Below are 26734 nucleotides of genomic sequence, written 5' to 3'. Positions count from 1 at the left end.
TTTAAGAGATTATGATGAAAAATGATATATTAATTACCGGTGGACATATCATCGATCCCGCTCGTAATATTAATGAGATTAACAATTTACGCATCATTAACGATATTATCGTTGATGCCGATAAATATCCTGTAACTTCGGAGACCCGGATTATCCATGCCGACGGCATGATCGTCACTCCCGGTCTTATCGATTATCACGCGCATGTTTTTTATGACGCGACGGAAGGCGGCGTCAGGCCTGATATGTACATGCCGCCGAATGGCGTCACCACCGTCGTGGATGCAGGTTCTGCCGGTACGGCAAACTTTGATGCCTTCTACCGAACGGTGATTTGCGCCAGCAAAGTTCGAATCAAAGCGTTTCTGACCGTGTCGCCGCCGGGCCAAACCTGGTCACAAGAAAATTATGATCCTGACAATATTGATGAAAATAAGATCCACGCGCTGTTTCGCCAGTATCGCAACGTTCTTCAGGGATTAAAACTCAAGGTTCAGACTGAGGACATTGCTGAATATGGCTTAAAACCGCTGACTGAATCCCTTCGTATTGCCAACGATTTAAGGTGCCCCGTGGCAATACACTCGACTCATCCCGTCGTTCCCATGAAAGAACTTGTCTCCTTGCTACGCCGCGGCGATATTATCGCTCATGCGTTTCACGGCAAAGGTAGCACCATTCTTACTGATGAAGGCGCTGTCTTAGCCGAAGTCCGTCAGGCAAGGGAAAGAGGCGTTATATTTGATGCCGCCAATGGTCGCAGCCATTTTTCAATGAACACGGCACGCCGAGCCATCGCCAATGGCTTTCTTCCGGATATCATCAGTAGCGATCTCTCAACCATCACTAAACTCGCCTGGCCTGTTTACGCCTTACCATGGATTTTATCGAAATATTTAGCACTCGGCGTCGCGCTTACCGATGTCATTAACGCCTGTACCCATACCCCAGCAGTTTTATTGGGCATGGCAGCAGAAATTGGTACGCTGGCCCCTGGGGCATTTGCCGATATCGCCATCTTTAAATTAAAAAACAGGCATGTTGAATTTGCCGATATTCATGGTGAAACGCTCACGGGGACGCATGTGCTGGTACCACAAATGACCATAAAATCCGGTGAGATATTATTTCGTCAAATTGATTTTGGCGCGCGGCCAAACGGAGTTGAAAAATGACCTCAATGCAAAAATGGCTACGGATCGGCGCGACATTAATGTTCGGCCTTTTTGTTGCTTATCTTGACCGTTCTAATCTTTCCGTTACGTTACCTACGATTACACACGACCTGAATATTGATGGCGCAACGGCCAGCATTGTATTAACCATATTTCTTATTGGCTATGCCTTTTCAAATATTTTTGGCGGCGTATTTACCCAGCGATACGATCCGAAAAAAATAGTCATTCTGATGGTGCTAATCTGGTCGATTGCGACCGTTTTTGTCGGATTTACCTCGTCAGTGTACGTTATTTTGATTTGTCGGCTGGTGCTTGGCATTACCGAAGGCATTTATTGGCCGCAGCAGTCCCGCTTCGCCAGCGACTGGTTTTCAGACAAAGAACGGACGCAGGCGAACAGTATTATCCAGTATTATGGACAGTTCCTGGCATTAGGCCTGGGATTTATGATTTTGTCTCCGCTGGATGCTGCCTTCGGTTGGCGAAATGTTTTTATTATCACTGGTGTGATCGGCATTGTTGTTGTGGTTCCACTTTATATAACAATGCTGAAAAAACAGGAAGAAGCGCCTTATTATCGTGCGCCGGCGCCAACAGAGAAAACTAAACTTACCCTGGAATCGCTGGGCGGAACCCCCTTCCTACTCCTTATTTTTACCTACATCACTCAAGGGATGTTGTTCTGGGGAATTACGTTATGGATCCCCATGGTTGTCAATTCTCTCGGCTATACCGGATTCAGTAAAGCATTGGTCAGTTCTCTGCCTTATCTGACTGCGGTTATACTGGCAATCCCTATCTCATGGATCAGTGATAAGACACAAAAGCGTGTACTTATTGCTTCACTGGGCCTACTAATCCCCGGTGTGATGTTATTTCTCCTGCCATTTGTCGATGCGCCAGGCTTTAAAATCACGCTCATTACCCTGGCGATGGGTTATTATGCCGCCAGCTTTACCCCCAATATCTGGTCGATTATCCAGTCGAACGTTAAACCCCATGCGATTGGCCCAGCCTCCGGTATTATTAATGGCATCGGCGCCGGCGGCGGCGGTACGTTGGCAGGCCTAATGGTCGGCTATTTTTACCGGACAACCGGCAGCTATATGCAGGGATTTATGGTTCTCGGATGCATTGTTATCCTGGGCGGCGCGTCATTATTGATCTACGGCAGAATAAGAGCTCACCATGCCCGGCGCTAGCGTCATCGGCCAGAATGTAAAAAAACAACGCCACCCGAGGGTGGCGTGTTCAGTTCAGGGCTGGTTTCTGTCTAACCAGTCACCGCTTTCAATCAGAGTTAACCCATCAACAGGACGTTGATATACATACATCCATGCGCTGCCGTAAGGCGTCTGGATTAACTGGCGTGCGTATTCACCGCCCCTGGTGCGCAAAGCATCAAGTTCGGCCAGCGTGGCGTTATCAATTCGATAAACTTCTCCGTATACCGCTCCGTTTCCCGGAACTGCGCCTGGATAGTGGCCCAGACTATACAACTGGTAGTTATCGATACGGTAATCGCCAAGCAATTGGGCATTGGTCATCCAGTGACTGTTGCCTTGTTTCTGTCGTAAACTGCCATAGACAAATATTCGCATTGCTAAAACTCAAACTGATAGAGCAAATCAAGTGCCTGATCTACGCCAGACACTGCTTCCAGATATAGCTTAGGCATCAGGCGATAACGTAACGTGAGCGTCGCCAGAGAGTCAAATATCCCTACACCATACTTCACCTGTAGACCCGGCAGTACATAGCCGCTGACCACAACCTGGGACGAATCGCCCACCCCTTGCGTGTCCAGCGCCAGATTACTTACACCGAATGTCTCTCCGATTTTACCCACAACCTGACCACTTTGCGCAACCCCCAGGCCAATAAGCATGGAAGTCATTGCTGCGCTATCACTCTGATTGCTGTCCAACCCCTGCCCACGCAGCAGATAAGAAAGCGCTTCAGCCTGCGGCATCGCCGGATCGGAGAAGATTTCCGCTTTGGGTTCATCAGCAGTGCCTGTGACACGCACGCCCGCAATGACATCGTCTTCGGTGGCGTCAGGGTTACGGATCGCTTCGATATTGAGCAGCGGCTGATCCGGCGGGCCGGAGAACAGCAGCTCGCCTTTACGGACAAGCAGGTCCTGGCCGTAGGCGCGGAATCGGCCGTCAGGAATATTGATTTGACCATTCAGCCCCAGTCCCTGCTTATCCTGCGCGACTTTCAAATCGCCGGTCAAACGCGCTTTAAGCCCGAAGGCGTCGATGCGCACGTTGTTGCCGACGTGGACCGTCAGATTACTGTTGATGGGAATAGACGCTGTCTGCGGCGTTTCTGGTTGCAGGTCATTATTGAGCATAACCACATCGCTGGAGACGCCAACCGCACTCTCTGGCAGGTCGTGCACCACAATTCGCGCCCACGGAACGTCCACACGCCCATCCAACGTGAACAGCGAAGGCGTCGCGTCAAAGACCACATCCGGCGAGACATCCAGGCGCACCATCGGCGGAACGGTAATCCGCACCCGGCTGCCTTTCGCCGTCACCCGCGCGCGCCAGTTGTCAATCTGGCTCCAGTCGGCGTTACCGTTCAGGTTAATTTGCCCTTGTTGTGTTCGCACGATACCGGCGAGCGTCGAACGCGTACCGCTAAAGTTCATGGTGAGCTGGCTCGGCTGCATCTCAAATGGCATAAAGTTACCGTCAATATCCAGCGCGCTAAGCTGCAACTGACCAAACAACTGCGGGCTTTGCACATCGCCGCCCAGACGTAGCCTGGCGTTTAACATTCCTGCCGCTTTTTCGCCGCGCGAAAAGACAGGGTTGACCATCGTCAGATTGAGATTGCGCATGTTGACGTTACCGCCGAGATTGCGCCGCCCCTGAGGATCGGTTACCTGCACCTGGCCATCGAATTGACCATTGTTCGTCAGGCGAATCAGCCATCCCAGCTCGGCGCGATTATTGTGCAGATCGGCGCTGAGGTTCAGCGTCTCAAACGCGACCGGTAACGGCGCGTCATTGACGGTCTGCGTGACCTTCACATTACGACCGGAAAGCGTGACCTTCCCCTGCGGCAATCCCTCCTGGGTGGTGTCCCACGACACGTCCGCTTTCCCGCTAAAGATCCCGCTGGCCTGAGTGGTATCAGGCATAAATGGCTTCAGCATCGCCAGATCAAAGCGGTTGAGATTGACCACCGCCCGTCCTGCGGCGCCCGCATCAATGGTTTGCGGGATGCACAGCTCGGCGTTCGGGTTCAGCCAACAATGTGGCCCGATACTGATTTTCTGTTCTTTATTACGGTAGTCCAGCGCAATCGCGCGGGTCAACGACCATGGCCCCACTGGCGTCTGGAAACGGGTGTCGCTTAACGTCCCTTTCCAGCGCGCCGCCTCGCGATCAAAACTGCCTGTCAGGGAGAGTTGACCGGATACCGGTTCTCCCTGAACACGGAGCTGTAGCTGATGCTGCTTCTCGCTGCCTTTGGCGTCAAGCGTCACCAGATTGATGTTAACGTCGGGCTGCGAAATCCGCTCTACGCGAACGTTGAGATGGCCCGCTATTTGATCGGTGGATTTAATATCGCCCTCAATGCGCGCCTGGGCGACAGACAGCTCCTGCCAGCGCAAGCCGCGGGCGGTAATATCCGCCAACAGCTGCGGCGCTTCTACCGTACCGCGGACTTTAACGATTCCTTTTGCCATGCCGCCCAGTCCTGGCAGCGCATTATCCAGCCCTGGCGCATCGATGGCGGCGTCAAGATTCAGCTCCTTAACGCCAAGCTCGCCTTTTATATCGGCGCTGTTTGGGCCCAGCGCAAGGTGCAGCCCCGGGATCGTCCACTGCATGTAGCTGTTGCCCTTTAGCGTCCCGTTGACGTTAACGCTGTTCTGCTTCACATTGCCGGTCAGCTTGAGTTCCGGGACATCCATCTGCCAGGTGCCGCCGTAGAGGCTGCCTTTGGTTTTCATGACGCCGTTAAGCTTCGCGGGCCAGTCCGGGATCTCTTTAGCGGTATTGATGCCATTCAGCGTCAGTTCGCCACGCCAGCTAATCGCCTGCTGCCAGTCCACCAGCGCTTTCAGTTCGGTTTTTCCCTCCAGAGCGGCGATGGTAAGTTTATCGAGATTAATCTGCCGCTCATTCCCTTTGGCATCCAGCGTGATGGTCGCCGGCGGAATATCTTGTCCTTTCACGGCGGTTCGCATCGACAACGTATAGTCGGTCATCTTACCGCTCAGTTTGAGCTTCAGATCGTCAGCCTGAAACTGGGTATCACCCGTCAATGGCCAGGCAATGCGTTGGCTGACGACTTCAAGATTGAGCGGTAAACCGGCCTCCGCCAGCCGCGTCTGGGCGCGAAGCGCGACATCCATCGGCCCGGAAAGGTTCACCCCGACCTCCAGTTGTTCGCGTAACGCGCCGCCGACCTTGAGTTTTATCTTTTCACCCTTTAGCGGATCGATATTCAGCGTACTGTTGAGCGTAATATCAACCGGCCAGTTATTGGCGAGCTGCGCCGTACCGGAGGCTTTCACCGTGCCCTGGTTGGCGTCGATATCCAGAGTATCCAGCTTCATATTACCGTCGATACTGCTGACTTTAAGCAGCATCGTGCGCACCGTCAGATCGGTATCGCCGGTGATGCGTAGCTGCTCGCCGCGAAATGACTCGATATTCAGATTGAGCGGCAGGTGAACATCGGTCATCTCCGGCATTACTGGTTTTGCAAACAGATCTTTTAGCGTTTCGCCAAGCGGCTTTTCATCCGGTTGAGGTTTCTCGATTTTGGGTTCAACCACCTCTTCCTGCGCCACGTCAGCGACCTTCGGCAGCGCGATCAGCAATCCCTGAAGCCGCGTCGGTTTCAGGGTCAGGTTTTTCTCCTGCCATGCCAGCCCGGAGGTAAAATCCAGCACCGAAACGGTAGTGTCATCAATCTTGATATTGATGTTATTCAACGCCACGCGCGACAGCGTGATGGGCCAGGGCGTGGAGAGGTTCAGCGGTCCGCTTTCTTCCTCTTCTTGCGCCGGTTCGGAAGGCGGCATTTTTTTGCTGTCGATAGCGACATTAATGTCTTTTAGCGCCAGATCATTGACGCACAGGCTACTGCGCCACAGGCAATCAAGCCCGACGGCCAGATGAATTTCGCCCGCATTCACCGCAACGCCCGGCTGCTCATAGCGGATATTTTTTAACGATAAGTCCCGCCAACCGCCGGTGACCTGCCCAATCTCCAGCCCCGGCACCCAGCGGTTCGCCGCACTGAATACCAGATGCAGCCCCGTCGTCGTCCCGACCAGAAACGCAACGCTCGCCAGTAACACCACAATGAAAATCAACACGCCGAGGCTTATTTTCTTCCATAAACTCATAATTCAGGCCCCAGACCGATATAAAACTGTAAACCGTGTTCGTCTTTGTCGCCGACCGGTACGGCAAAATCGAGTTTGATAGGCCCAACCGGCGACGCCCAGCGCACGCCGACCCCGGTCCCGGTTTTGAAATCGCTACGGCGAATATCACTCACCGCCTCGCCGCTATCGACAAACACTGCCCCCCACCATTTGCCGGTGACGTTATACTGGTACTCCAGCGATCCGGTTGCCAGTTTTGAGGCGCCTTTAAGATTGCCGTCGCTATCTTTAGGCGAAATAGATTTGTATTTATAGCCGCGAATACTGCGGTCTCCCCCGGCGAAGAAACGTAAATCCGGCGGAACTTTGTCGAAATCACCGGTTTCTATCCAGCCCAAATTGGCGCGCATCACAAAACGGTGGCGATCGTACAAAGTCCGAATCCAGACGTTTTGCGCCTGCAGCACGGAGAAATCCACGTCGGAGCCCCAGGCCGTATTCGAATAGTCTACTGAATAGCGCTGCGAATCGCCCCAGGTTGGCATCAGTCCCCCTCGCGAGCGGGTTCGGCTGATCATCACGCCCGGGTAGAACAGCATGGTGGTATTGGTGACGTTCCCCTGGGTAAAGTGGTCGAAACTCCAGCGCAGGTTAATCGCCCGCTGCCAACCGCTGGAAAGGTCCCAGTAACGCGACACGGCAAGCGTGGTCGAGTCCTGCTCCGTATCATTCAAATCGGTACGTTTAAAACCGCCCTGTACCAGATAGTATTGCTCCAGCGGGTTTTTCAGCAGCGGCATTTTATAACTAAAATCCAGCACCTGTTCCGGCGCAGATATACTGGTGCTGGTGGTCAGACTATGACCGTAAGAGTTCATCCACGGTTTTTTCCACGACGCTTTCACGCGCGGCCCGACGTCGGTGGAGTACCCCACCCCGGTTTCAATCGTATTTTCGGTTCGCGGCGATACCACGCCTTTTAACGGCAGAATTTTTGTTTTACGCGATTTCTCAAATTCCGGCGCCACCACGACAGAATTAAACCATCCGGTAGCGGAAAGTCGGCGGTTTAGTTCCGCCAAATCTTTCGATTCGTACTCATCGCCCTCTTTAAACGGCAACAGATTTTGTAAATATTCATCACGAATCTGCGAACCTTCGAAGGTGACAGGTCCGAAGCGATAGCGCTCACCGCTATCATAATCAATATCCCAAAACGCCTGATGGCGGCCCAGAGCAATTCCCAACTGACTTTTAACGAATTCGCTGTCGAAATAGCCTTTACGTAGCGACACGCTGGTTAACGACTTTTTAAAATTGTCATAGTCTCCCTGGTTGAGCACCGTGCCGATTGCCGGACGCGTTTTCAGTAAGGCCAGATAATCTTTGTCCGTACGCGCGCCGCCGCGTAAAATGACTTCTGTACCGCCAATCAACACCGGCTGGCCGGGCGTAACCCTGGCGATTAATACCTGCCGTCCTTTCGCAGGCGGTGGAAGCAAGTCGAATTTGATAGTGGGTTCGTAATAGCCTAACGCTTTAAGCCCTTCGCGAATCGCATCATCAACTCGGGCGCGAAAGCGCCGATCCGGCGTCACCTCATCGCTCTGAATCGTAGAGAGCTGTGCGCGAACGTTTTTTTCCAGCTCTCCGGATAGCCCTTCGACTTTCAGACGAACATTTGCGGCTACCGCAGAACTGCTCAGGCACAGTAAGCTAACCCAACATAACTGACGGATATGTGGCACATTTTCTCCTGAATATCCCCTATTCCCACCCCTGGAAAAAATCACACTACCGCTCCGCGGCTTAACATAAAATCAACAATTGCGATTGAAAAGCAGACGACTGCCCAAATATTTCTTATGGTTAAATCCAGATACATTAATGTTGTTATTGTGTGCAAAGATGCGTCTCGTTACAACCTTAACGCCAATTAACGCTTTCGGGAGAATAGCTCATGAGTTTATTTGATAAAAAACATCTGGTTACTCAAGCAGATGCGTTACCAGGACGCAACACCCCGATGCCGATCGCCACTCTGCATGCGGTAAATGAACACTCTATGACCAATGTCCCTGCCGGGATGGAGATCGCCTACTTCGCTATGGGCTGTTTCTGGGGCGTAGAACGTTTATTCTGGCAATTGCCCGGCGTATATAGCACCGCGGCAGGATATGCAGGCGGTTACACGCCTAATCCAACCTACCGGGAAGTCTGCTCCGGGCAGACCGGCCATGCCGAAGCAGTACGGATAGTGTACGATCCTGCCGTTATCCGTTATGAGCAGCTTTTACAGACCTTCTGGGAAAATCACGATCCGACGCAGGGGATGCAACAGGGTAACGATCACGGTACGCAATACCGTTCTGCGATTTATCCCTTAACGCCGGAACAGAATGCCGCCGCTCACGCCAGTCGCGAGCGCTTTCAGGCGGCAATGGCCGCCGCCGGAGACCATCGCCCTATTACCACGGAAATCGCCCATGCGACGCCGTTTTACTACGCCGAAGATGAACACCAACAGTATCTGCACAAAAATCCATACGGTTACTGCGGGATTGGCGGGATCGGCGTTTGCCTGCCGCCTGACGCGTGACGACGCTGGCGTAGGGGGAACTTGTCGGAGTTGAAAATGAACCCTCTGGCGACTTTACAGTAGCTTACGCTATACTAGCCCTGAACTTATCGGCTCACTGCTACGAGCCGGTTTTCATTAAACGTTACCACACGGATTTATAAACTTCCCTTCCGAGGATCTGGCGTTTCGCCGGATAAGATATGTTAAACAGTATATTCATTATATTCTGCCTGATCGCTGTAAGTGCGTTCTTCTCCATCTCCGAGATCTCGCTTGCCGCATCACGTAAGATTAAACTTAAGTTATTAGCTGATGAAGGCAGTATCAACGCACAACGCGTATTGAAAATGCAGGAAAATCCCGGCATGTTTTTCACCGTTGTGCAAATTGGCCTGAACGCCGTCGCTATTCTTGGCGGTATCGTCGGCGATGCGGCATTTTCGCCCGCCTTTTCCGCCCTTTTCTCGCACTATATGTCGCCAGAACTCTCCGAGCAGCTGAGCTTTATTCTCTCTTTCTCGCTGGTGACGGGGCTGTTTATCCTGTTCGCGGATTTAACCCCGAAACGCATCGGTATGATTGCGCCAGAAGCTGTGGCTTTGCGTATCATCAACCCGATGCGCTTCTGCCTGTTCGTTTTTCGCCCGCTGGTGTGGCTGTTTAACGGCATGGCAAACAACATCTTCCGCCTGTTCAAAATTCCAATGGTGCGGAAAGACGACATTACTTCTGATGATATTTACGCAGTGGTGGAAGCCGGCGCGCTGGCGGGCGTCTTGCGCAAGCAAGAGCACGAACTAATTGAAAATGTGTTTGAACTTGAATCCCGCACCGTACCGTCTTCTATGACGTCGCGCGAAAGTATCATCTGGTTTGATCTGCACGAAGACGAACAAAGCCTGAAGAAAAAGGTCGCCGAACATCCGCACTCAAAATTTTTGGTGTGTAATGAAGATATCGACCACATCATCGGCTATGTAGACTCCAAAGATCTGCTGAATCGCGTGCTGGCGAACCAAAGTATGGCGCTGAATAGCGGCGTGCAAATTCGCAATACCTTGATTGTGCCGGATACGCTGACCCTTTCTGAGGCGCTGGAAAGTTTCAAAACGGCGGGCGAGGATTTCGCGGTCATTATGAATGAATACGCACTGGTCGTCGGTATCATTACGCTGAACGATGTGATGACCACGCTAATGGGTGACCTGGTCGGCCAGGGACTGGAAGAGCAAATTGTGGCGCGCGATGAAAATTCCTGGCTGGTTGACGGCGGCACGCCGATTGACGACGTCATGCGCGTGCTGGATATCGATGAGTTTCCGCAATCCGGCAACTATGAAACCATTGGCGGCTTTATGATGTTTATGCTGCGCAAGATCCCAAAACGTACTGATTCGGTGAAGTTTTCCGGCTACAAATTTGAAGTGGTGGATATCGACAACTACCGTATCGATCAGTTGCTGGTGACGCGTCTCGACAATAAAAGCAACGTACCGGCACCGAAACTGCCCGATGCAAAAGACAAAGAAGACAGCGCGGCCTGAAATCCGTTTGCCAGAAACATCAACGGCTCCTGATTCAGGAGCCGTTTTTTTTTACTTTTTTAACCTACTGCATAGCACTTTTGGTTACGCCATCTCAGTTTGCAGACGCATAACCTGACGGTTAACTTCAGACATCACAGACAAGTGCTGCTTGTCTCTCACTTTTGGGATAAGAATCTTACCCTTATCGAACTCAAAAGCGCCAACATCCTTGATATATAACCGTCCACGGAACAGGATCTTCACGTACTTCGCCACCTGTAGCGGGTTGTAGCGTTGGAAAATTTTCATTGTTGTCTCCTGCAGAGTATTACGCCCTTGCGGTGCCACAATCGGCCCAACAGTTTTAAGGCGCAAATTTTAATGCCATATGACTATAGACCATATCTACGTCGTTTCCAGTGTGCATAAGTATATTTACCTTTTGATTACAGTTATTCAGAATTATCTAAACATCAGCTCATTTTTCTCAGTATATGCCTTCATTTTTCACAGGAAGTGTGCGCCCGCCCGCAAACTGGCATCCCCTTTGCGGGAAAAAGCATCAATCGCACATATGATTAACTATCGGCCCAAAGTGGTCGGATCACCTGCAAAAAATAAAGAAGGAATGACCATGACCCTACGTAAAATTCTGGCGATGTCGTGTCTGCTACTCCCCATAATGGCTTGTGCGCATAACCTTGAAGATAACCAACGGGTGCCGCCGGTAGGCATTGCCGATCGTGGCGAACTGACGTTGAATAAAGATGAGTTTAGTTATAAAAACTGGAATAGCGCGCAGCTGGCGGGAAAAGTGCGCGTCCTGCTGCATATTGCGGGTCGAACGTCAGCGAAGGAAAAAAACGCCACGCTGATTGAAGCGATTAAATCCGCCAAGCTCCCGCATGACAGATACCAGACGACCACAATTGTGAACACCGATGATGCGATCCCAGGCTCCGGTATGTTCGTTCGTAGCAGTATAGAAAGTAATAAAAAGCTCTACCCGTGGTCGCAATTTATTGTCGACAGCAATGGCGTGGCGCGTAACGCCTGGCAATTAAAAGAAGAGGGGTCCGCCGTCATCGTGCTTGACAAAGACGGTCGGGTTCAATGGGTGAAAGATGGCGCGTTAACCCAGCAAGAGGTACAGCAGGTGGTCGACCTGCTGCATAAGCTCCTCAGTAAATAGTCACCCGGAAGCCGGGGTTAAGGAACGATTCACGAGGGGTATAGTCCAGCGTTTTTCCCTGCCAGTCGTGAACGTGCGCCCCGGCTGCAACGGCAATGGCATGACCTGCGGCAGTATCCCAGACGCTGGTCGGCCCAAATCTGGGGTAAAGCTGCGCCTGGCCTTCCGCCACAAGGCAGAATTTCAGCGAGGAACCAATAGAGGTGGTCTGATGTTCGCCAAGCTGTTGGAGATATTCGGTGAGTTCATCATCCGTATGCGAACGGCTAATCACCACCAGCGGCGGGCGGGCATCCCGCACCTGAATCTGCTTACGCACCCCGCACTCCTCTTTCCAGGCCTTACCTTCCGCCGCGTAGTACATCACTTTCAGCACCGGCGCATAGACCACGCCCAACACCGGTTTGCCCTGCTCAATCAGCGCGATATTGACCGTGAATTCGCCATTGCGCTTGATGAACTCTTTGGTGCCGTCGAGCGGATCGACCAGCCAGTAGCGCTGCCAGTGCTGGCGCACTTCCCAGGCAGGCGGATCTTCTTCTGAAAGCACCGGAATATCCGGCGTGAGCGTGCGTAACCCTTCGAGAATCACGGTATGTGCAGCGATATCCGCCGCAGTGACTGGAGAATCGTCCTGCTTGCGGGCGTACTCCATCGGTTTGGCTCCATCATAAACCTGCATAATGGCATCGCCCGCGTTCCGTGCAAGCTGGCATACTTGTTCTAACATTCTCCACCTCTTTATGACAGGGGCGTTAACTCGTTGTTTTACTTATACCCGATCGTTAAGGGTTCCGCCAACTGTGATACCGTCTGCGGTTTTGATAATACCTTTCATGGCATGATTCACCCTTCTGTGAACACTCGCAAAAAATCGGCCGGATGGGGCGGTTTCGCCTTCTTCTGGCGACGGTCGGAACGATATCGGGTTTCACTGTTTATCATCGCTATTTTTCACTATCCGGCTTTTCTATTGCGTTCTTAAAAGGTGCCTCTGATGATTAAGTTTAGTGCAACGCTTCTGGCTACGCTGATCGCCGCCAGCGTGAATGCGGCCACCGTCGATCTCCGTATCATGGAAACTACTGATTTACATAGCAACATGATGGATTTCGATTATTACAAGGATACCGCAACCGAAAAATTCGGATTGGTACGTACCGCAAGTTTGATTCATGCCGCCCGAAATGAAGTCAAAAATAGCGTGCTGGTGGATAACGGCGACCTGATTCAGGGGAGCCCTCTGGGCGATTATATGGCGGCAAAAGGGCTCAAAGACGGTGATGTTCACCCGGTCTATAAAGCGCTCAACACTCTGGATTACGCGGTTGGAAACCTCGGCAACCATGAGTTTAATTATGGTCTGAACTATCTGCATAACGCGCTGGCTGGCGCGAAATTCCCTTATGTTAACGCCAATATTATCGACGTTAAAACCCAAAAACCGCTCTTTACGCCTTATCTGATTAAAGAGACGAGCGTTATTGATAAAGACGGCAACCCGCAAACTCTGAAAATCGGCTATATCGGCTTTGTTCCGCCGCAAATCATGATTTGGGATAAAGCGAACCTGAGCGGCAAAGTTACCGTCAATGACATTACGGAAACCGCCCGGAAATATGTGCCCGAAATGCGCAAGAAAGGCGCTGATATCGTGGTAGTCATTGCTCACTCAGGCCTTTCTGCCGATCCGTACCACAGCATGGCGGAAAACTCGGTTTATTACCTCAGCGAAGTTCCCGGCGTCGACGCGATTATGTTTGGCCACGCCCACGCCGTCTTCCCCGGTAAAGATTTTGCCGACATTAAAGGCGCGGATATCGCCAAAGGTACGCTTAACGGCATTCCTGCGGTAATGCCTGGCATGTGGGGCGACCATCTGGGAGTGGTCGATCTGGTGCTCAATAACGACAGCGGCAAATGGCAGGTTACGCAGGCGAAAGCGGAAGCGCGGCCTATTTACGACGCCGCCGCTAAAAAGTCGCTGGCGGCGGAAGACAGTAAGCTGGTCGGTATTCTGAAAGCCGATCACGATGCCACCCGCGAGTTTGTCAGCAAGCCCATCGGTAAATCCGCCGATAACATGTACAGTTATCTTGCTCTGGTGCAGGACGATCCTACCGTACAGGTGGTGAATAACGCGCAAAAAGCGTATGTGGAACACTTTATTCAGGGCGATCCGGATCTGGCGAAACTGCCGGTGCTGTCCGCCGCCGCGCCGTTTAAAGTTGGCGGGCGTAAGAACGATCCTGCCAGCTTTGTCGAGGTGGAAAAAGGCCAGCTGACCTTCCGTAACGCCGCGGATCTTTATCTCTATCCGAATACGCTGGTGGTGGTGAAAGCCAGCGGCAAGGAGGTAAAAGAGTGGCTGGAATGTTCTGCCGGACAGTTTAATCAGATTGATATTCACAGCAACAAACCGCAATCGTTGATCAATTGGGATGGCTTTCGCACCTATAATTTCGATGTCATTGACGGCGTGAATTATCAAATCGATGTGTCACAGCCCGCCCGCTATGATGGCGAATGCCAGATGGTGAATCCGCAGGCGGAACGTATTAAAAACCTGACCTTTAACGGTAAGCCTGTCGACCCGAACGCTACGTTCCTGGTCGCCACGAATAACTATCGCGCTTACGGCGGCAAGTTTGCCGGCACGGGCGACAGCCATATCGCCTTTGCGTCTCCGGATGAAAATCGCGCCGTGCTGGCGGCATGGATTGGCGCAGAGTCAAAACGCGCGGGCGAAATCCATCCGGCGGCGGATAATAACTGGCTTCTGGCGCCAATCCACAGCGATACGGCGCTGGATATCCGCTTTGAAACATCGCCAGGCGATAAAGCCGCTGCCTTCATTAAAGCGAAAGGGCAGTATCCGATGAAGAAGGTTGCCGTCGATGATATCGGTTTTGCCATTTATCAGGTGGATTTAAGCAAGTAACGTGTGTCCCGTATGGCGCTGCGTTTATTCGGCCTGACTGGCAGGCCGAATAAAGCGCTAGCCGTCATCTGATAAACGGTCCCGCTGCGCCAATACCTGCGGCAAATTCAGTTCTATCCAGTCCGCCAGCGCGGCGACTTTATCACTCACCTGCTCGCCAAGCGGCGTCAGGCTGTACTCCACATGCGGCGGAACAACTGGATATGACACCCGGTTGAGAAATCCGTCCTGTTCAAGCGCCTGTAACGACTGCGCCAGCATCTTTTCACTCACGCCTCCCATCTTGCGGCGCAGGTCGCTAAAACGGTGTGTACCGTCGCGTAACGCGACCAGAATCAGTACGCCCCAGCGACTGGTGACATGTTTTAACACCTCACGGGACGGGCACTGTTCAGCAAAGAGATTGCCTTCACGCAACTGCCGGGAAAGAGTATGAGCGCGCATTGATACTTACCTTTTTGTACGTACTTACTAAAAGTAAGTTTAGGTGGTAGCGTAATAAAACACAAGACCAACACTGAGGAGTTCACCATGATTGCTATCACTGGCGCAACAGGCCAACTGGGCCAACACGTTATTGAAAACCTGCTAAAAACGACGCCCGCCAGTCACCTCGTCGCGATCGTCCGTAACCCGAAAAAAGCCGCCCCGCTCAGTCAGCGCGGGATTGCCGTTCGCCAGGCGGATTACGCTAACGAAGCCGCGCTGACCACCGCCTTACAGGGCGTTGATAAACTGCTGCTCATTTCATCCAGCGAAGTGGGACAACGCACCGCGCAGCACCGCAACGTTATTCAGGCCGCCATTGCCGCGAAGGTGAAATTCATCGCCTATACCAGCCTGCTACATGCGGATAAATCGCCGCTGGCGCTCGCCGATGAACATATTGAAACGGAAAAGATGCTGGCTGAGTCAGGTATTCCTCACACGCTATTACGTAACGGCTGGTATACGGAAAACTACCTGGCGAGCGTCCCTGCCGCGCTGAAACATGGCGTCTTTATTGGCGCGGCGGGAGAAGGGAAAATCGCCTCCGCAATGCGCGCTGACTATGCCGCCGCCGCCGCGCGCGTCATCTGTGAAGAGGGTCACGCCGGGAATGTCTACGAGCTGGCGGGTGATGACGCCTGGACATTAAGCCAGTTGGCGGATGAACTTACTCATCAGAGCGGAAAAAAAATCGTCTACCAGAACCTGAGCGAAGTCGATTTTGCCGCCGCGCTGAAAGGCGCAGGCCTGCCTGACGGACTGGCGGATATGTTGGCCAATTCTGACGCTGGCGCGGCGAAAGGCGGCTTGTTTGATGACAGCCATACGCTGCGTAAACTCATCGGTCGCCCGACGACGACGCTCACAGAAAGCCTTCGCTCCGTACTGTAAGTGTTAAAATTTAGTTAATTTATGTAGCATCCTCATAGACCTTCTCTGATAATGACGGAACGGTTTATGAGGAGAATCTGATGATTAGCGGCGTGCTATACGCCCTGCTGGCAGGGCTAATGTGGGGATTGATTTTCGTCGGCCCGTTAATCGTGCCGGATTACCCGGCCCTCTTACAGTCAATGGGACGCTATCTGGCGCTGGGGCTGATTGCCCTGCCGATTGCCTGGTTAGGTCGCACGCGGTTACGCCAGTTGACGCGCAAAGACTGGTCCACCGCCCTGTCGCTGACCCTGATGGGCAATGTAATCTATTACGCCTGCCTCGCCAGCGCCATTCAGCGAACCGGCGCGCCGGTGTCGACGATGATCATCGGGACATTGCCGGTCGTCATTCCGCTTTTCGCTAACATTCTCTATAGCCAACGAGACGGCAGATTATCCTGGCGGCGTTTAGCGCCCGCGCTGGCGCTTATCGGTTTTGGCCTGCTGTGCGTCAATATTGCTGAACTTAGTCAGGGATTGTCCGATGTTAGCGGCTGGCGCTATGGTTCAGGCATTGTGCTGGCGCTGATTTCCGTAGCGTGCTGGGCATGGTATGCGCTGCGCAACGCCCGCTGGCTGCGGGAAAATCCCGACAAACATCCCATGATGTGGGCAACGGCGCAGGCGCTGGTTACGCTGCCGGTCTCGTTAATCGGCTATGCGGCGGTCTGTCTGTGGCTGAGTATCCAGAAACCGCTGTTTACCCTGCCCTTTGGCCCGCATCCCGCGCTGTTTATCGGTCTGATGATCGCCATCGCGGTGCTGTGTTCCTGGGTGGGCGCGCTGTGCTGGAATATCGCCAGCCAAAAATTGCCAACCGTTATTTTAGGGCCGCTGATTGTTTTTGAGACGCTGGCGGGACTGCTCTATACCTTCATTCTGCGCCAGGAAATCCCGCCATTCCTGACGTTAAGCGGCATTGCGCTCCTGGTGGCGGGCGTGGTCATTGCCGTGAGAGCGAAACCGGAAAAAGCGACCGTCGTTCCGGTCACGGAACGCTAATTTCATACTCGCTTAAATTATACGCACCCCGAAAGAGTTATAGCCTCGCCTTAAAGATGCATTTAAAATACAACTTATATTATTGCAAATGAGGTAACGGCTATGGCTTATCGCGATCAACCTTTAGGCGAACTGGCGCTCTCTATTCCCCGCGCATCGGCGCTGTTTCGCCAGTACGATATGGATTACTGCTGCGGTGGAAAACAGACGCTGGCACGCGCCGCCGCGCGTCACGACGTCGATATTGACATCATTGAAGCGCAACTGGCGCAATTGGCTGAACAGCCCATCGAAAAAGACTGGCGCGCCGTTCCGCTGGCGGACATTATTGACCATATCGTTGTGCGCTATCATGACCGACACCGCGAACAACTGCCGGAGCTTATCCTGCAGGCAACCAAAGTGGAACGCGTTCACGCGGATAAGCCAAACGTCCCACGCGGCCTGACAAAATATCTCACCGCGCTGCATGAAGAGCTTTCCAGCCATATGATGAAAGAAGAACAGATCCTGTTCCCAATGATCAAACAGGGTATGGGTCGCCAGGCAACGGGCCCGATAAGCGTAATGGAAAGCGAGCATGACGAGGCGGGAGAGCTGGTAGACGTCATCAAACACGTCACCCAAAATGTAACGCCGCCGCCAGAAGCCTGCACCACCTGGAAAGCGATGTATAACGGCATTAATGAGATGATTGATGATCTGATGGAGCACATCAGCCTGGAGAATAACGTGCTGTTCCCACGCGCGCTGGCCGGGGAATAATCGCCAGCCGGGCATTTTGCCGGATGGCGGCTGTAAACGGCGCCTTATCCGGCCTCCAAATCAACGCTACGCTGTAAGCCCGGTAAGCGCCAGCGCCACCGGGCAAAACAATTAACGCATTCCCGCCATCCGTTTCTTACCTATCAACAGCCAGCCCAGACCCAACGCGATAAACCACAGCGGCGTCACGATCAGCGCCTGGCGCGTATCGTCTTCCAGCGTCAGTAATACCAGCACGAACGCAAAGAACGCCATACAGACCCAGCACATCAGCTTACCGAGCGGCATCTTATAGATGGATTTTTCATGCAGGTGGGGACGCTTTTTGCGGTACACCAGGTATGAACACAGAATGATGGTCCAGACAAACATAAACAGGATAGCCGAAACCGTAGTGATCATGGTGAATGCGCCAATCACGCTCGGGTTGACCATCAGCATAACCACGCCGCCCAGCAGGCAGATACAGGAGAAGGTCAGGCCTTTCGCCGGTACCGCGCGTTTCGATAGCTTAGCGAACGCTTTTGGCGCCACGCCTTCTTGCGCCAGGCCAAACAGCATACGGCTGGTCGAGAAGACGCCGCTGTTGGCGGAAGACGCCGCCGAGGTCAGCACGACAAAGTTGATCACGCTCGCAGCGGCAGGCAGACCCACCAGTACAAACAGCTCAACAAACGGGCTCTTATCCGGCACCACGGAACTCCACGGCGTCACCGACATAATGACAATCAGCGCAAAGACGTAGAACATGATGATACGGATCGGTATTGAGTTAATCGCGCGCGGCAGCGATTTTGCCGGATCTTTAGTTTCTGCGGCGGTAGTACCGACCAGCTCAATGCCCACGAAGGCGAATACCGCAATCTGGAAACCGGCAAAGAACCCGCTAATGCCTTTCGGGAACCAGCCGCCGTCATTCCACAGATGCGCGAAAGACGCTTCAACGCCTGTCGGCGATTTAAAGTGCATCGCAATCATCACCAGCCCGACCACAATCAACGCCACAATGGCGACGATTTTGACCATAGCAAACCAAAATTCCATTTCACCAAACATTTTAACGGTGGCGAGGTTGAGGCTTAGCAGCAGGATCACTACCGCCAGCGAGGCGACCCAATCGGAAAGGCCGGGAAACCAGAACTGCGCGTAGGCGGTAATCGCCACCACGTCAGCCATACCGGTCACCACCCAGCAAAACCAGTACGTCCAACCGGTGAAATATCCCGCCCAGGGGCCAAGCAGGTCGGAAGCAAAATCGCTAAACGATTTATATTCCAGATTCGAGAGCAGCAATTCCCCCATGGCGCGCATCACGAAAAAAAGCATAAAACCGATGATCATATACACAAAAATGATCGACGGTCCGGCGAGACTGATCGTTTTACCCGATCCCATAAACAGACCGGTACCAATAGCGCCGCCAATAGCGATAAGCTGTATATGACGGTTTGTAAGATTGCGCCGTAGCGACTGTTCAGCCGGAGCCTGTTCGTCGGCTGCGACTTTTACCTGATCTACCATGTTTTTCTTCCTGTACCTGTCTGTGTTGTGCGGGCTCTACGGCCTTTGGTCTATGATACGACGATCCTGTTATCAGGACTCATCGATATTAGGTAAGAATCGGCGGGATGAATACTAAGATTCAAATACAATGTTAATTTTATGTTTAAAATGAGTGTTATATCACTTTGATAATGCGAATTAGCTCACAAAAATACACGTAACGACGCCATTTGCAAAATAAAATATTGGCATCTGCTGAAGTCAGGGTTGCCGGATAAGGCGTTTACGCCATCATCCAGCAAACCCGGGGCGCTTAGAGAATTTCCAGCAGTTCCACTTCAAACACCAGGGTGCTGAATGGCGGAATAGATGCCCCGGCCCCACGCTCGCCATAGGCCAGCTCCTGTGGGATAGTCAGTTCCCATTTGGAACCTACCGGCATCAGAGTCAGCGCTTCAATCCAGCCGGCGATCACGCCATTTACCGGGAATTCAGCCGGTTCGCCGCGCGCGACGGAGCTGTCAAATACGGTGCCATCAATAAGCTTACCGGTGTAATGCACGCGTACGCGGTCGGTACGCGCCGGAATCGCGCCTTCGCCCTGCGTCAGAACGCGGAACTGTAAACCAGATTCAGTACTGTTCACACCGTCTTTTTCGCGGTTTTCTTCCAGGTATTTCACGCCTTCGGCCGCCATCGCTTTGAAACGCTCACGACGCACCGCGTCCGCACGCTCATGAATTTCACGCAGCGCACGATGCACCACATCAACAGGAACCGCCGGGTGTTTACCTTCCAGCGCATCAGCAATGCCTGCAACCAGCGCTTCAGGCAACAGCCCTTCAAGACCGGATTCGCTGAGCTGCTGCCCTACCTGCAAACCAATGCCGTAGCTCGCTTGCGCTTCAATAGTGTCAAAAGTCGGGGTGGCCATTATTTTTCCTTCATCGGATATCAAAAAAGTAGCGGGCAGCATAACAGCCACGCTTCTTCTGGTAAAACTTTGTCTCAGGGAGGATGACAAATCGCAGGGAAAAAGAAACAATAGATTATCCGTATTGATGTCACGAAAGCGGATAGCACTACCAGTATCATAGCGTTAGCCATCTATACTCTATGATTAAGGAACGAGATGCGGAGCAGGAGGTAAACCATGCCCGGGCGCTTTGAATTAAAACCAACCCTGGCGAAAATCTGGCACGCGCCGGATAATTTTCGCATCATGGAGCCGCTGCCGCCTATGCATCGTCGTGGCATTATCATTGCCGCTATCGTGCTGGTGATCGGTTTCCTGCTGCCCGCCAGCGAGACCAGCGACTCGCCTGTCGTCACGCGGGAAGCGCAATTGGATCTGCAATCGCAATCACAGCCGCCGACGGAGGCCCAGCTTCAGGCGCAGCTGGTCGCGCCGCAAAACGATCCGGATCAGGTGGCGCCCGTTGCGCCGGAACCTATCCAGGAAGGCCAGCCGGAAGAACAAAACCAGCCGCAAACGCAGCCTTTCCAGCAGGATAGCGGCATCGGTCAACAGTGGCGCTCGTACCGGGTAGAGTCTGGTAAAACTCTGGCGCAACTGTTCCGTGACCACGGGCTGCCCCCGACAGACGTTTATGCAATGGCGCAGGTAGAAGGTGCTGGCAAGCCGCTGAGTAATCTCAAAAATGGTCAAATGATTAAAATTCGCCAGAATGCCAGCGGGGTGGTGACAGGTTTAACGATAGATGGCGATAACGGTCAACAGGTGCTGTTTACGCGTCAGCCTGACGGCAGTTTTATTCGCGCACAGTAACGCCGGCTACGCCTTACCCCGCCTGTACCCTATTCGTTCAGGTGAAGCATTACCGCTTCACCTTATTCACCCACCAAATCCCCGAACACACCAGCACCAGCGCAATCATGTATTTCCACTCCAATATATTCTCGCCGAGAAAAATAGCCGAAAGAGCCGCGCCGGAAACCGGGATCAGAAAGTTAAACGGCGCAATCATCCCCACGCGATTATATTTGAGTAAAATGCTCCATAGCGCAAAAGCGACCGACGAGAGCAGTGTCAGGTAGACTAAAATCGCCACCGACGAGAAGCCATGTATCGTCAGCGTACCGCCAAAAACGTAACCGCCAATGACCAGTACCAGACCGCCAATCCCCAATTGATAGCCAGTCATGACCATCGGATCGACCGTCTGCGAGAGACGTTTGCCATACAACGTGGCCGCAGAAAGAATAAACGCCGCCAGCACCACGGAGCCTTCTCCCGGCAGATTAAAGCTGAAATCCAGGCCGTTGCTGACGTTCACCACCATGACGCCCGCAAAGCCCAGAATACAGCCGAGCGTTTTGTTGTAGCTCAATCGGTCGTTCTGATAAATAAAGTGCGCCAGCAATACGCTGAAGAATGTGCCTGTCGCGTTCATGATTGAGCCTTTCACGCCGGAGGTAAACGCAAGGCCGATATAGAAAAAGAGATATTGCAGCGACGTCTGGGTCAGCCCCAGTAACGTTAACTGAGCAAACTGGCGCGGACGAAACCGACCAATCGGTTTACGCTGAAGCAGCGCGAACAGTAGCAGCAACCCACCCGCAAACAAAAAACGATAACCAGCAAAAACAATTTTAGAAGGGATATCGTCGGTGGCTATCTGAAAGAGGTCATAACCACTTTTGATGGCTGGATAAGCGCTGCCCCATAGCAGGCAACAAAATGCGGCACACACATAAACGACGTTTTTGCGGGCAAACGGGGAGGCCTGGCGTTGGGTATCCATTCTTTCACCAAGAAATTAAAATAATGTTTTATTTTTGATTATCACGAAAAGAGGGGGAGATAGCCAGTCGAAAAGCGATGGGGTTAAAAAAGCAAAACGTCGGCGCTGGGCCGACGTTTCGTTGCTAGCAAAAACGAGAATGACTGATTACTCAGCAACCACGTTGATGATAACTTTTGCGAATACTTCGCTGTGAACCTGGAAGTTCACTTCGTGTTCGCCAGTGGTACGCAGAACGCCGTTCGGCAGACGAACTTCGCTCTTAGCCACGTCAACGCCAGCTGCAGTCACAGCGTCAGCGATGTCGCGAGTACCGATGGAACCGAACAGTTTACCTTCGTCGCCTGCTTTAGACGCGATAGTAACGGTTTCCAGGGCGTTGATTTTCTCTGCGCGTGCATTTGCAGCAGCCAGAACGTCAGCCAGTTTAGCTTCCAGTTCAGCGCGACGTGCTTCGAAGTATTCAACGTTTTTCTTGGTAGCCGGAACAGCTTTACCCTGTGGTACCAGGAAGTTACGAGCATAGCCCGCTTTAACGTTAACCTGATCACCCAGGCTACCCAGGTTTGCTACTTTATCAAGCAGAATAACTTGCATTACCTTATCCTCTCAAAGTCGTATTAATGGACCGTGACCGATTACTGATGGCGATCAGTGTACGGCAGCAGAGACAGGTAGCGAGCGCGTTTGATAGCGCGAGCCAGCTGACGCTGGTATTTTGCACGGGTACCGGTGATACGGCTTGGGACAATCTTACCGCTTTCGGTGATGTAGTTTTTCAGCGTAGCGATATCTTTATAGTCGATCTCTTGAACGCCTTCCGCGGTGAAACGGCAGAACTTGCGACGACGGAAATAACGTGCCATATGGCTAGTCTCCAGAATCTATCAATTCAATCTGCTCGGCATGCAGAACCATTTTGCTCAGACCGTTCTTTGCCTTGTGGCAAGAAATAAACCCCTGAACGGTTATGCGGCTGCCGACCGTTATACTGTGAGTAATGGCCTGGTTTTCGTGTCCGCTAACAATAACGGGCATTTGGCACCACGCCTGCCGGTGAAAGCCGGCTTCCTCTTGCACAGAACGATGCTCAAGCACGAACTGGCAATGCGGAATTCCTGATGGACTGACCTTTCGAAGGGGGGCCCTGCACACGGTGCCGGACAACGCCAGACGGTTGGTCATCAGAAATTACTCTTCAGAATCCCCAGCTTCAGCATCATCTGCGGTTTCGTTAGCGAAATCATCGCGACGCTCACGGCGCTCGTCTTTCGCTTTAACCATCGGAGAAGCTTCGGTAACAGCGTGCTTAGTACGCATAACCATGCTGCGGATAACGGCATCGTTGAAGCGGAAGGTAGTTTCCAGCTCATCGATCACTTCCTGCGGCGCTTCAACGTTCATCAGAACGTAGTGCGCTTTGTGCAGTTTGTTGATCGGGTAAGCCAGCTGACGGCGGCCCCAGTCTTCCAGACGGTGGATCTTGCCTTCTGCGCCAGTGATGGCAGCAGAGTAACGCTCGATCATGCCCGGAACCTGTTCGCTCTGGTCAGGATGGACCATAAAAACGATTTCGTAATGACGCATCGAATTGCTCCTTACGGATTATTCAGCCTCCTGTCTGGGTCAGCCGCGGCCCATGGAGGCAAGGAACGTGTTAAAGGTCGGCTGAAAAATGACGCGTTATAATACTGACACGCCCGGCGAAACTCAAGGCAATAGTTCGATTATTTATGTGCCTGCCGATCAGTTCTGAAATGTAAAAGATTAAGGATGAGATACCGACCTGTTAACCACCATAACAGCTAGCGAGTTGACGATTTATCAGGCATCAGCGGGAAATGCGGTAATTTTTTGAACAACTGCATCAGAAATGGTCGCTATCGCTCCTGCTGGTAGCGATTAAAATAACATCAGAGGTTCACAAAAAAGGAGGCAGGGCCAGGTCAGCAACCGCCGCCGAGGAGGTCACTATGTTCTTCCGTATTTTCCCCCTTCTGGCTGGATTTTTGCTCAGCGTAAATACAATGGCAGCCATTGAAATTGATAATCGTCAGGCCAGAAATATGGACGATATACAGAGCTTAGGCGTGATTTACATAAACCATAATTTCGCGACTGAAAGCGAGGCCCGCCAGGCGCTGAAAGAAGAAACTGATGCGCGAGGCGCAATGTACTACCACCCGATTTTGTTACGGGAGCCCGGTAGTAACGGCAACATGCATGCCAGCGCGGAGATTTATCGCTAGTATCAGGAAAATGCCATAGTTTTGCCCCCTGGTCAGGGGGCATTTTTTTTCGCTTATCGGGTTGTTAATGACACTTCGGCATCCGGCTCATGCGTTATGCGGTTTCGCAGATCGCGGCGCATTAATTCAATCACCCAAAACCAAAATACATGTCCCAGAATTTCAGAAGCGTACTCGTCAAAAGGAAGTTGTGTAAGCGGAGGCGTTAAGTTCAGCGCCGGGCAGAATATGCCATGCACGACAACCGTAACAATCAGCCCCGCCAGTATCCCCTGCCATAATTTAACTTTAGGGAAAATTTCCGCGACGACGCAGTAACCTATTGCGAATACCAGCGAAAAGATAATGTGAGTTACCATCACAGGGTTAATAACATGCTCAGAAAAGGTATAAACCGTTTGTGTTGGGTCAATGCCTAAATAATCCCGCAAAAAAATATACGGTGGATTAAACTCATCGCGCCCGCCGGAAAACGTTCGCGGCGGTAAAGGAACTTCCGCGCCCCATTTTACAAATGCTGAAATAATACCCGCTGCAAAACCAATTAACGCAGCTACTCCATACCGACGCCGCTGTGGGTCAGTTTTAACAAACAATCCGTTGATAGACACAGTAGTATGATTCTATAGAGTGTTATGAAAGAAGCTCCGGAATCTGACCAATTACATCCCTGAGGGATAGGATCCCGGAGCGTTGTTTTACTTCTGCCCGTAATACGCATTCGGGCCATGCTTACGCATGAAGTGTTTATTCATCAGATAATCGTCGATGGGATTCAGCGCCGGGTTAATACCGCGCGCAATCCACGCCATTCGCGCCACTTCCTCCATGACGACCGCGTTATGTACCGCATCGTGCGCATCTTTCCCCCAGGCGAACGGCCCGTGTTGATACACGACAATGCCTGGCGTATGCAGCGGTTCCACCTCGCCCAGCGTTTCGATGATCACCTTACCGGTGTTCAGCTCGTACTCGCCCTGCACTTCTTCTTCGCTTAACGCTCTGGTACAAGGAATATCGCCAAAGAAATAGTCCGCGTGCGTGGTACCGAGCGCCGGAATAGCCATCCCCGCCTGCGCCCATGCCGTGGCGTGGGTGGAGTGGGTATGAACGACGCCGCCAAGCGACGGATAGCGTTGATACAGCGCCAGATGGGTAGCGGTATCGGAAGAAGGACGATAACGTCCCTCCACCACTTTGCCATCCATATCCACCACCACCATGTCATCTACCTTCATGGTTTCATAGGCGACACCGCTTGGCTTAATCACCACCAATCCGCGTTCGCGATCGATAGCGCTGACGTTGCCCCAGGTAAACGTCACCAGTCCATAACGGGGCAAATCCATGTTAGCGTCAAATACCTGCTGCTTGAGCTTTTGCATTAGGCTGCCTCCACCAGACCGGCGCTGGCCATGCGCGCTTTCACCCAGTCACGCGCTTTCGCTACCTCTGCCGCCGGGTTCTCTGCTGTTTCGCTCCACATCTCAATCAGATAGGGCCCGCAATAGCCACTCTGTTTGAGCGTTTCGAAGCAGCGTTCGAAATCGACAACGCCTTCGCCAAACGGCACATTTTTGAACACGCCGGGTTTAGTATCTTTGACGTGTACCGCGACGATATGCCCGATTCCCGCCTGTAGCTCCATCTGTACGTCGTTATCCCAGGCAGACAGATTGCCGATATCCGGATAGAGCTGGAACCACGGGTTATTGAGGTAGTGAGCATAGCCCAGCGCTTTACTGATGGAATTCATCAATGGGTAGTCCATGATCTCCATCGCCAGCGTCACCTGGGCGCGGCTGGCCATATCAACGCTCTCTTTTAACCCATCGCGGAAGCGGCAACGCGTTTCGTCGTTGGCCTGCTGATAGTAAACGTCGTACCCCGCCAGTTGAATGACGCGAATCCCGACGTCCTGCGCAAACTGAATCGCTTTACGCATAATCTCCAGCCCCTGCGCCCGTACCGCGTCATCTTCGCTACCGAGCGGAAAACGACGATGCGCGCTCAGACACATGGACGGCACGCGCACGCCGGTTTCAGCAACCGCGCTCACCAGCGCCAGGCGCTGCTCGCGACTCCAGTCGAGCCGCGCCAGTCGGGCGTCGGTCTCGTCCACCGACATTTCAACGAAGTCAAAACCCAGCGTTTTCGCCAGCCGCAGGCGCTCCAGCCAGCACTCCCCGGCAGGGAGCGCTTTTTCATAGATGCCGAGCGGAATTTGTTTCGACAGCATAGCC

The 26734-nt window shown here is 52.6% G+C and carries 27 protein-coding genes; 11 read left to right on the top strand and 16 right to left on the bottom strand.

Going from position 1 to position 26734, the window contains the following annotated elements:
* The first annotated feature begins 11 nt into the window (after positions 1–11).
* The gene (locus ACLJQJ_RS14040) at positions 12–1175 is read left to right on the top strand and encodes a metallo-dependent hydrolase (RefSeq protein ID WP_000977207.1); all 1164 of its coding nucleotides are present in this window, start codon (positions 12–14) and stop codon (positions 1173–1175) included.
* Complete coding sequence (locus ACLJQJ_RS14035) at positions 1172–2380, top strand: MFS transporter (RefSeq protein ID WP_000203131.1); 1209 nt, start codon at positions 1172–1174, stop codon at positions 2378–2380. The genes ACLJQJ_RS14040 and ACLJQJ_RS14035 overlap by 4 nt, the downstream gene beginning before the upstream one ends.
* Positions 2381–2434: 54 nt before the next feature.
* Here the strand turns inward: ACLJQJ_RS14035 and ACLJQJ_RS14030 are convergent, their stop codons facing one another.
* The 3 genes from ACLJQJ_RS14030 to tamA are packed head-to-tail and all read right to left on the bottom strand — an operon-like array spanning position 2435 to position 8291.
* Entirely contained in the window at positions 2435–2779 is a 345-nt protein-coding gene (locus ACLJQJ_RS14030) for a gamma-glutamylcyclotransferase (protein WP_001219167.1), read from the bottom strand.
* A 2-nt stretch (positions 2780–2781) separates the two neighbouring features.
* Complete coding sequence (gene tamB, locus ACLJQJ_RS14025) at positions 2782–6561, bottom strand: autotransporter assembly complex protein TamB (RefSeq protein WP_063808995.1); 3780 nt, start codon at positions 6559–6561, stop codon at positions 2782–2784.
* Positions 6558–8291 (bottom strand): autotransporter assembly complex protein TamA, encoded by a 1734-nt coding sequence (gene tamA / locus ACLJQJ_RS14020; protein WP_001120235.1) that lies wholly within the window; start codon positions 8289–8291, stop codon positions 6558–6560. Before tamA ends, tamB begins: the two co-directional genes overlap by 4 nt.
* Before the next feature lie 212 nt (positions 8292–8503).
* On the opposite strand from tamA, the gene msrA reads away from it, so the two are divergent.
* Complete coding sequence (gene msrA / locus ACLJQJ_RS14015) at positions 8504–9142, top strand: peptide-methionine (S)-S-oxide reductase MsrA (RefSeq protein ID WP_000051466.1); 639 nt, start codon at positions 8504–8506, stop codon at positions 9140–9142.
* Positions 9143–9324: 182 nt separating this feature from the next.
* Entirely contained in the window at positions 9325–10668 is a 1344-nt protein-coding gene (locus tag ACLJQJ_RS14010; RefSeq protein WP_000934972.1) for a hemolysin family protein, read from the top strand.
* A gap of 84 nt (positions 10669–10752) precedes the next feature.
* Here ACLJQJ_RS14010 and ACLJQJ_RS14005 read toward each other — a convergent pair whose 3' ends face one another.
* The gene (locus ACLJQJ_RS14005; RefSeq protein ID WP_000689229.1) at positions 10753–10959 is read right to left on the bottom strand and encodes a DUF1107 domain-containing protein; all 207 of its coding nucleotides are present in this window, start codon (positions 10957–10959) and stop codon (positions 10753–10755) included.
* Positions 10960–11284: 325 nt separating this feature from the next.
* On the opposite strand from ACLJQJ_RS14005, the gene ACLJQJ_RS14000 reads away from it, so the two are divergent.
* The gene (locus ACLJQJ_RS14000) at positions 11285–11842 is read left to right on the top strand and encodes a YtfJ family protein (RefSeq protein WP_000175301.1); all 558 of its coding nucleotides are present in this window, start codon (positions 11285–11287) and stop codon (positions 11840–11842) included.
* Here ACLJQJ_RS14000 and cysQ read toward each other — a convergent pair.
* Positions 11832–12572 carry a 3'(2'),5'-bisphosphate nucleotidase CysQ gene (cysQ, locus tag ACLJQJ_RS13995; protein WP_000893398.1) on the bottom strand — a complete coding sequence of 247 codons (741 nt, stop codon included), beginning with the start codon at positions 12570–12572 and terminating at the stop codon, positions 11832–11834. The two genes, ACLJQJ_RS14000 and cysQ, sit on opposite strands and share 11 nt — an antisense overlap.
* 267 nt (positions 12573–12839) lie before the next feature.
* Between cysQ and ACLJQJ_RS13990 the strand changes: the two genes are divergently transcribed.
* Positions 12840–14783, top strand: coding sequence for a bifunctional 2',3'-cyclic-nucleotide 2'-phosphodiesterase/3'-nucleotidase (locus ACLJQJ_RS13990; RefSeq protein ID WP_063808996.1), 1944 nt, complete (start codon positions 12840–12842; stop codon positions 14781–14783).
* 57 nt (positions 14784–14840) lie between these two features.
* On the opposite strand, the gene ACLJQJ_RS13985 is transcribed toward ACLJQJ_RS13990, so the two are convergent.
* Entirely contained in the window at positions 14841–15227 is a 387-nt protein-coding gene (locus ACLJQJ_RS13985) for a winged helix-turn-helix transcriptional regulator (RefSeq protein ID WP_001201294.1), read from the bottom strand.
* An 87-nt stretch (positions 15228–15314) separates the two neighbouring features.
* Here ACLJQJ_RS13985 and ACLJQJ_RS13980 point away from each other — a divergent pair, with 87 nt between their 5' ends.
* The 3 genes from ACLJQJ_RS13980 to ytfE all read left to right on the top strand — a co-directional run bounded on the left by ACLJQJ_RS13980 (position 15315) and on the right by ytfE (position 17974).
* The gene (locus tag ACLJQJ_RS13980) at positions 15315–16163 is read left to right on the top strand and encodes an SDR family oxidoreductase (protein ID WP_063808997.1); all 849 of its coding nucleotides are present in this window, start codon (positions 15315–15317) and stop codon (positions 16161–16163) included.
* Positions 16164–16243: 80 nt separating this feature from the next.
* A complete protein-coding gene (locus ACLJQJ_RS13975) occupies positions 16244–17209 on the top strand; it encodes a DMT family transporter (RefSeq protein ID WP_000623286.1) in 966 nt (321 codons plus the stop codon).
* Between the two features lie 102 nt (positions 17210–17311).
* Positions 17312–17974 (top strand): iron-sulfur cluster repair protein YtfE, encoded by a 663-nt coding sequence (gene ytfE / locus ACLJQJ_RS13970; protein WP_000331471.1) that lies wholly within the window; start codon positions 17312–17314, stop codon positions 17972–17974.
* Between the two features lie 111 nt (positions 17975–18085).
* Here the strand turns inward: ytfE and cycA are convergent, their stop codons facing one another.
* Positions 18086–19495, bottom strand: a complete 1410-nt coding sequence (gene cycA / locus ACLJQJ_RS13965; RefSeq protein WP_063808998.1) for a D-serine/D-alanine/glycine transporter — start codon at positions 19493–19495, stop codon at positions 18086–18088.
* Between the two features lie 295 nt (positions 19496–19790).
* Positions 19791–20411: an FKBP-type peptidyl-prolyl cis-trans isomerase gene (gene fklB, locus ACLJQJ_RS13960; protein ID WP_000235161.1), complete on the bottom strand. Its 621-nt coding sequence runs from the start codon at positions 20409–20411 to the stop codon at positions 19791–19793.
* 219 nt (positions 20412–20630) lie between these two features.
* Here fklB and ACLJQJ_RS13955 point away from each other — a divergent pair, with 219 nt between their 5' ends.
* Positions 20631–21266, top strand: coding sequence for an OapA family protein (locus ACLJQJ_RS13955; protein WP_001119448.1), 636 nt, complete (start codon positions 20631–20633; stop codon positions 21264–21266).
* A 49-nt stretch (positions 21267–21315) separates the two neighbouring features.
* Here the strand turns inward: ACLJQJ_RS13955 and ACLJQJ_RS13950 are convergent, their stop codons facing one another.
* The 5 genes from ACLJQJ_RS13950 to rpsF all read right to left on the bottom strand — a co-directional run bounded on the left by ACLJQJ_RS13950 (position 21316) and on the right by rpsF (position 23829).
* The gene (locus tag ACLJQJ_RS13950) at positions 21316–22242 is read right to left on the bottom strand and encodes a DMT family transporter (protein WP_000381075.1); all 927 of its coding nucleotides are present in this window, start codon (positions 22240–22242) and stop codon (positions 21316–21318) included.
* Between the two features lie 147 nt (positions 22243–22389).
* Positions 22390–22839 (bottom strand): 50S ribosomal protein L9, encoded by a 450-nt coding sequence (gene rplI, locus ACLJQJ_RS13945; protein WP_001196065.1) that lies wholly within the window; start codon positions 22837–22839, stop codon positions 22390–22392.
* Between the two features lie 41 nt (positions 22840–22880).
* Positions 22881–23108, bottom strand: a complete 228-nt coding sequence (gene rpsR / locus ACLJQJ_RS13940) for a 30S ribosomal protein S18 (protein ID WP_000135199.1) — start codon at positions 23106–23108, stop codon at positions 22881–22883.
* Between the two features lie 4 nt (positions 23109–23112).
* Positions 23113–23427 carry a primosomal replication protein N gene (gene priB, locus ACLJQJ_RS13935; protein ID WP_001519453.1) on the bottom strand — a complete coding sequence of 105 codons (315 nt, stop codon included), beginning with the start codon at positions 23425–23427 and terminating at the stop codon, positions 23113–23115.
* A gap of 6 nt (positions 23428–23433) precedes the next feature.
* Complete coding sequence (gene rpsF, locus ACLJQJ_RS13930) at positions 23434–23829, bottom strand: 30S ribosomal protein S6 (RefSeq protein WP_001216673.1); 396 nt, start codon at positions 23827–23829, stop codon at positions 23434–23436.
* Positions 23830–24215: 386 nt separating this feature from the next.
* Between rpsF and yjfY the strand changes: the two genes are divergently transcribed.
* Complete coding sequence (yjfY, locus tag ACLJQJ_RS13925; RefSeq protein WP_000466074.1) at positions 24216–24491, top strand: DUF1471 family protein YjfY; 276 nt, start codon at positions 24216–24218, stop codon at positions 24489–24491.
* Positions 24492–24544: 53 nt separating this feature from the next.
* On the opposite strand, the gene ACLJQJ_RS13920 is transcribed toward yjfY, so the two are convergent.
* The 3 genes from ACLJQJ_RS13920 to ulaE all read right to left on the bottom strand — a co-directional run bounded on the left by ACLJQJ_RS13920 (position 24545) and on the right by ulaE (position 26730).
* A complete protein-coding gene (locus ACLJQJ_RS13920) occupies positions 24545–25102 on the bottom strand; it encodes a YagU family protein (RefSeq protein WP_063808999.1) in 558 nt (185 codons plus the stop codon).
* A gap of 87 nt (positions 25103–25189) precedes the next feature.
* Positions 25190–25876: an L-ribulose-5-phosphate 4-epimerase gene (locus tag ACLJQJ_RS13915; RefSeq protein WP_001170771.1), complete on the bottom strand. Its 687-nt coding sequence runs from the start codon at positions 25874–25876 to the stop codon at positions 25190–25192.
* On the bottom strand, positions 25876–26730 hold the full coding sequence (gene ulaE / locus ACLJQJ_RS13910) for an L-ribulose-5-phosphate 3-epimerase UlaE (RefSeq protein ID WP_000949530.1): 855 nt from the start codon (positions 26728–26730) through the stop codon (positions 25876–25878). The genes ACLJQJ_RS13915 and ulaE overlap by 1 nt, the downstream gene beginning before the upstream one ends.
* Positions 26731–26734 lie beyond the last annotated feature (4 nt).

Source organism: Salmonella sp. SAL04202, from assembly GCF_046550775.1.
Classification (GTDB): domain Bacteria; phylum Pseudomonadota; class Gammaproteobacteria; order Enterobacterales; family Enterobacteriaceae; genus Salmonella; species Salmonella enterica.
The sequence above is the reverse complement of the archived record's forward strand: the minus strand, read 5'-3'. Positions and strand labels throughout refer to the sequence as shown.

Excerpts from the sequence above, each read along its gene's own strand:
- ACLJQJ_RS14040 (WP_000977207.1), top strand. The coding sequence starts at position 12 with ATGATGAAAAATGATATATTAATTACCGGTGGACATATCATCGATCCC.
- ACLJQJ_RS14035 (WP_000203131.1), top strand. The coding sequence starts at position 1,172 with ATGACCTCAATGCAAAAATGGCTACGGATCGGCGCGACATTAATGTTC.
- ACLJQJ_RS14030 (WP_001219167.1), bottom strand. The coding sequence starts at position 2,779 with ATGCGAATATTTGTCTATGGCAGTTTACGACAGAAACAAGGCAACAGT.
- tamB (WP_063808995.1), bottom strand. The coding sequence starts at position 6,561 with ATGAGTTTATGGAAGAAAATAAGCCTCGGCGTGTTGATTTTCATTGTG.
- msrA (WP_000051466.1), top strand. The coding sequence starts at position 8,504 with ATGAGTTTATTTGATAAAAAACATCTGGTTACTCAAGCAGATGCGTTA.
- ACLJQJ_RS14010 (WP_000934972.1), top strand. The coding sequence starts at position 9,325 with ATGTTAAACAGTATATTCATTATATTCTGCCTGATCGCTGTAAGTGCG.
- ACLJQJ_RS14005 (WP_000689229.1), bottom strand. The coding sequence starts at position 10,959 with ATGAAAATTTTCCAACGCTACAACCCGCTACAGGTGGCGAAGTACGTG.
- ACLJQJ_RS14000 (WP_000175301.1), top strand. The coding sequence starts at position 11,285 with ATGACCCTACGTAAAATTCTGGCGATGTCGTGTCTGCTACTCCCCATA.
- cysQ (WP_000893398.1), bottom strand. The coding sequence starts at position 12,572 with ATGTTAGAACAAGTATGCCAGCTTGCACGGAACGCGGGCGATGCCATT.
- ACLJQJ_RS13990 (WP_063808996.1), top strand. The coding sequence starts at position 12,840 with ATGATTAAGTTTAGTGCAACGCTTCTGGCTACGCTGATCGCCGCCAGC.
- ACLJQJ_RS13985 (WP_001201294.1), bottom strand. The coding sequence starts at position 15,227 with ATGCGCGCTCATACTCTTTCCCGGCAGTTGCGTGAAGGCAATCTCTTT.
- ACLJQJ_RS13980 (WP_063808997.1), top strand. The coding sequence starts at position 15,315 with ATGATTGCTATCACTGGCGCAACAGGCCAACTGGGCCAACACGTTATT.
- ACLJQJ_RS13975 (WP_000623286.1), top strand. The coding sequence starts at position 16,244 with ATGATTAGCGGCGTGCTATACGCCCTGCTGGCAGGGCTAATGTGGGGA.
- ytfE (WP_000331471.1), top strand. The coding sequence starts at position 17,312 with ATGGCTTATCGCGATCAACCTTTAGGCGAACTGGCGCTCTCTATTCCC.
- cycA (WP_063808998.1), bottom strand. The coding sequence starts at position 19,495 with ATGGTAGATCAGGTAAAAGTCGCAGCCGACGAACAGGCTCCGGCTGAA.
- fklB (WP_000235161.1), bottom strand. The coding sequence starts at position 20,411 with ATGGCCACCCCGACTTTTGACACTATTGAAGCGCAAGCGAGCTACGGC.
- ACLJQJ_RS13955 (WP_001119448.1), top strand. The coding sequence starts at position 20,631 with ATGCCCGGGCGCTTTGAATTAAAACCAACCCTGGCGAAAATCTGGCAC.
- ACLJQJ_RS13950 (WP_000381075.1), bottom strand. The coding sequence starts at position 22,242 with ATGGATACCCAACGCCAGGCCTCCCCGTTTGCCCGCAAAAACGTCGTT.
- rplI (WP_001196065.1), bottom strand. The coding sequence starts at position 22,839 with ATGCAAGTTATTCTGCTTGATAAAGTAGCAAACCTGGGTAGCCTGGGT.
- rpsR (WP_000135199.1), bottom strand. The coding sequence starts at position 23,108 with ATGGCACGTTATTTCCGTCGTCGCAAGTTCTGCCGTTTCACCGCGGAA.
- priB (WP_001519453.1), bottom strand. The coding sequence starts at position 23,427 with ATGACCAACCGTCTGGCGTTGTCCGGCACCGTGTGCAGGGCCCCCCTT.
- rpsF (WP_001216673.1), bottom strand. The coding sequence starts at position 23,829 with ATGCGTCATTACGAAATCGTTTTTATGGTCCATCCTGACCAGAGCGAA.
- yjfY (WP_000466074.1), top strand. The coding sequence starts at position 24,216 with ATGTTCTTCCGTATTTTCCCCCTTCTGGCTGGATTTTTGCTCAGCGTA.
- ACLJQJ_RS13915 (WP_001170771.1), bottom strand. The coding sequence starts at position 25,876 with ATGCAAAAGCTCAAGCAGCAGGTATTTGACGCTAACATGGATTTGCCC.
- ulaE (WP_000949530.1), bottom strand. The coding sequence starts at position 26,730 with ATGCTGTCGAAACAAATTCCGCTCGGCATCTATGAAAAAGCGCTCCCT.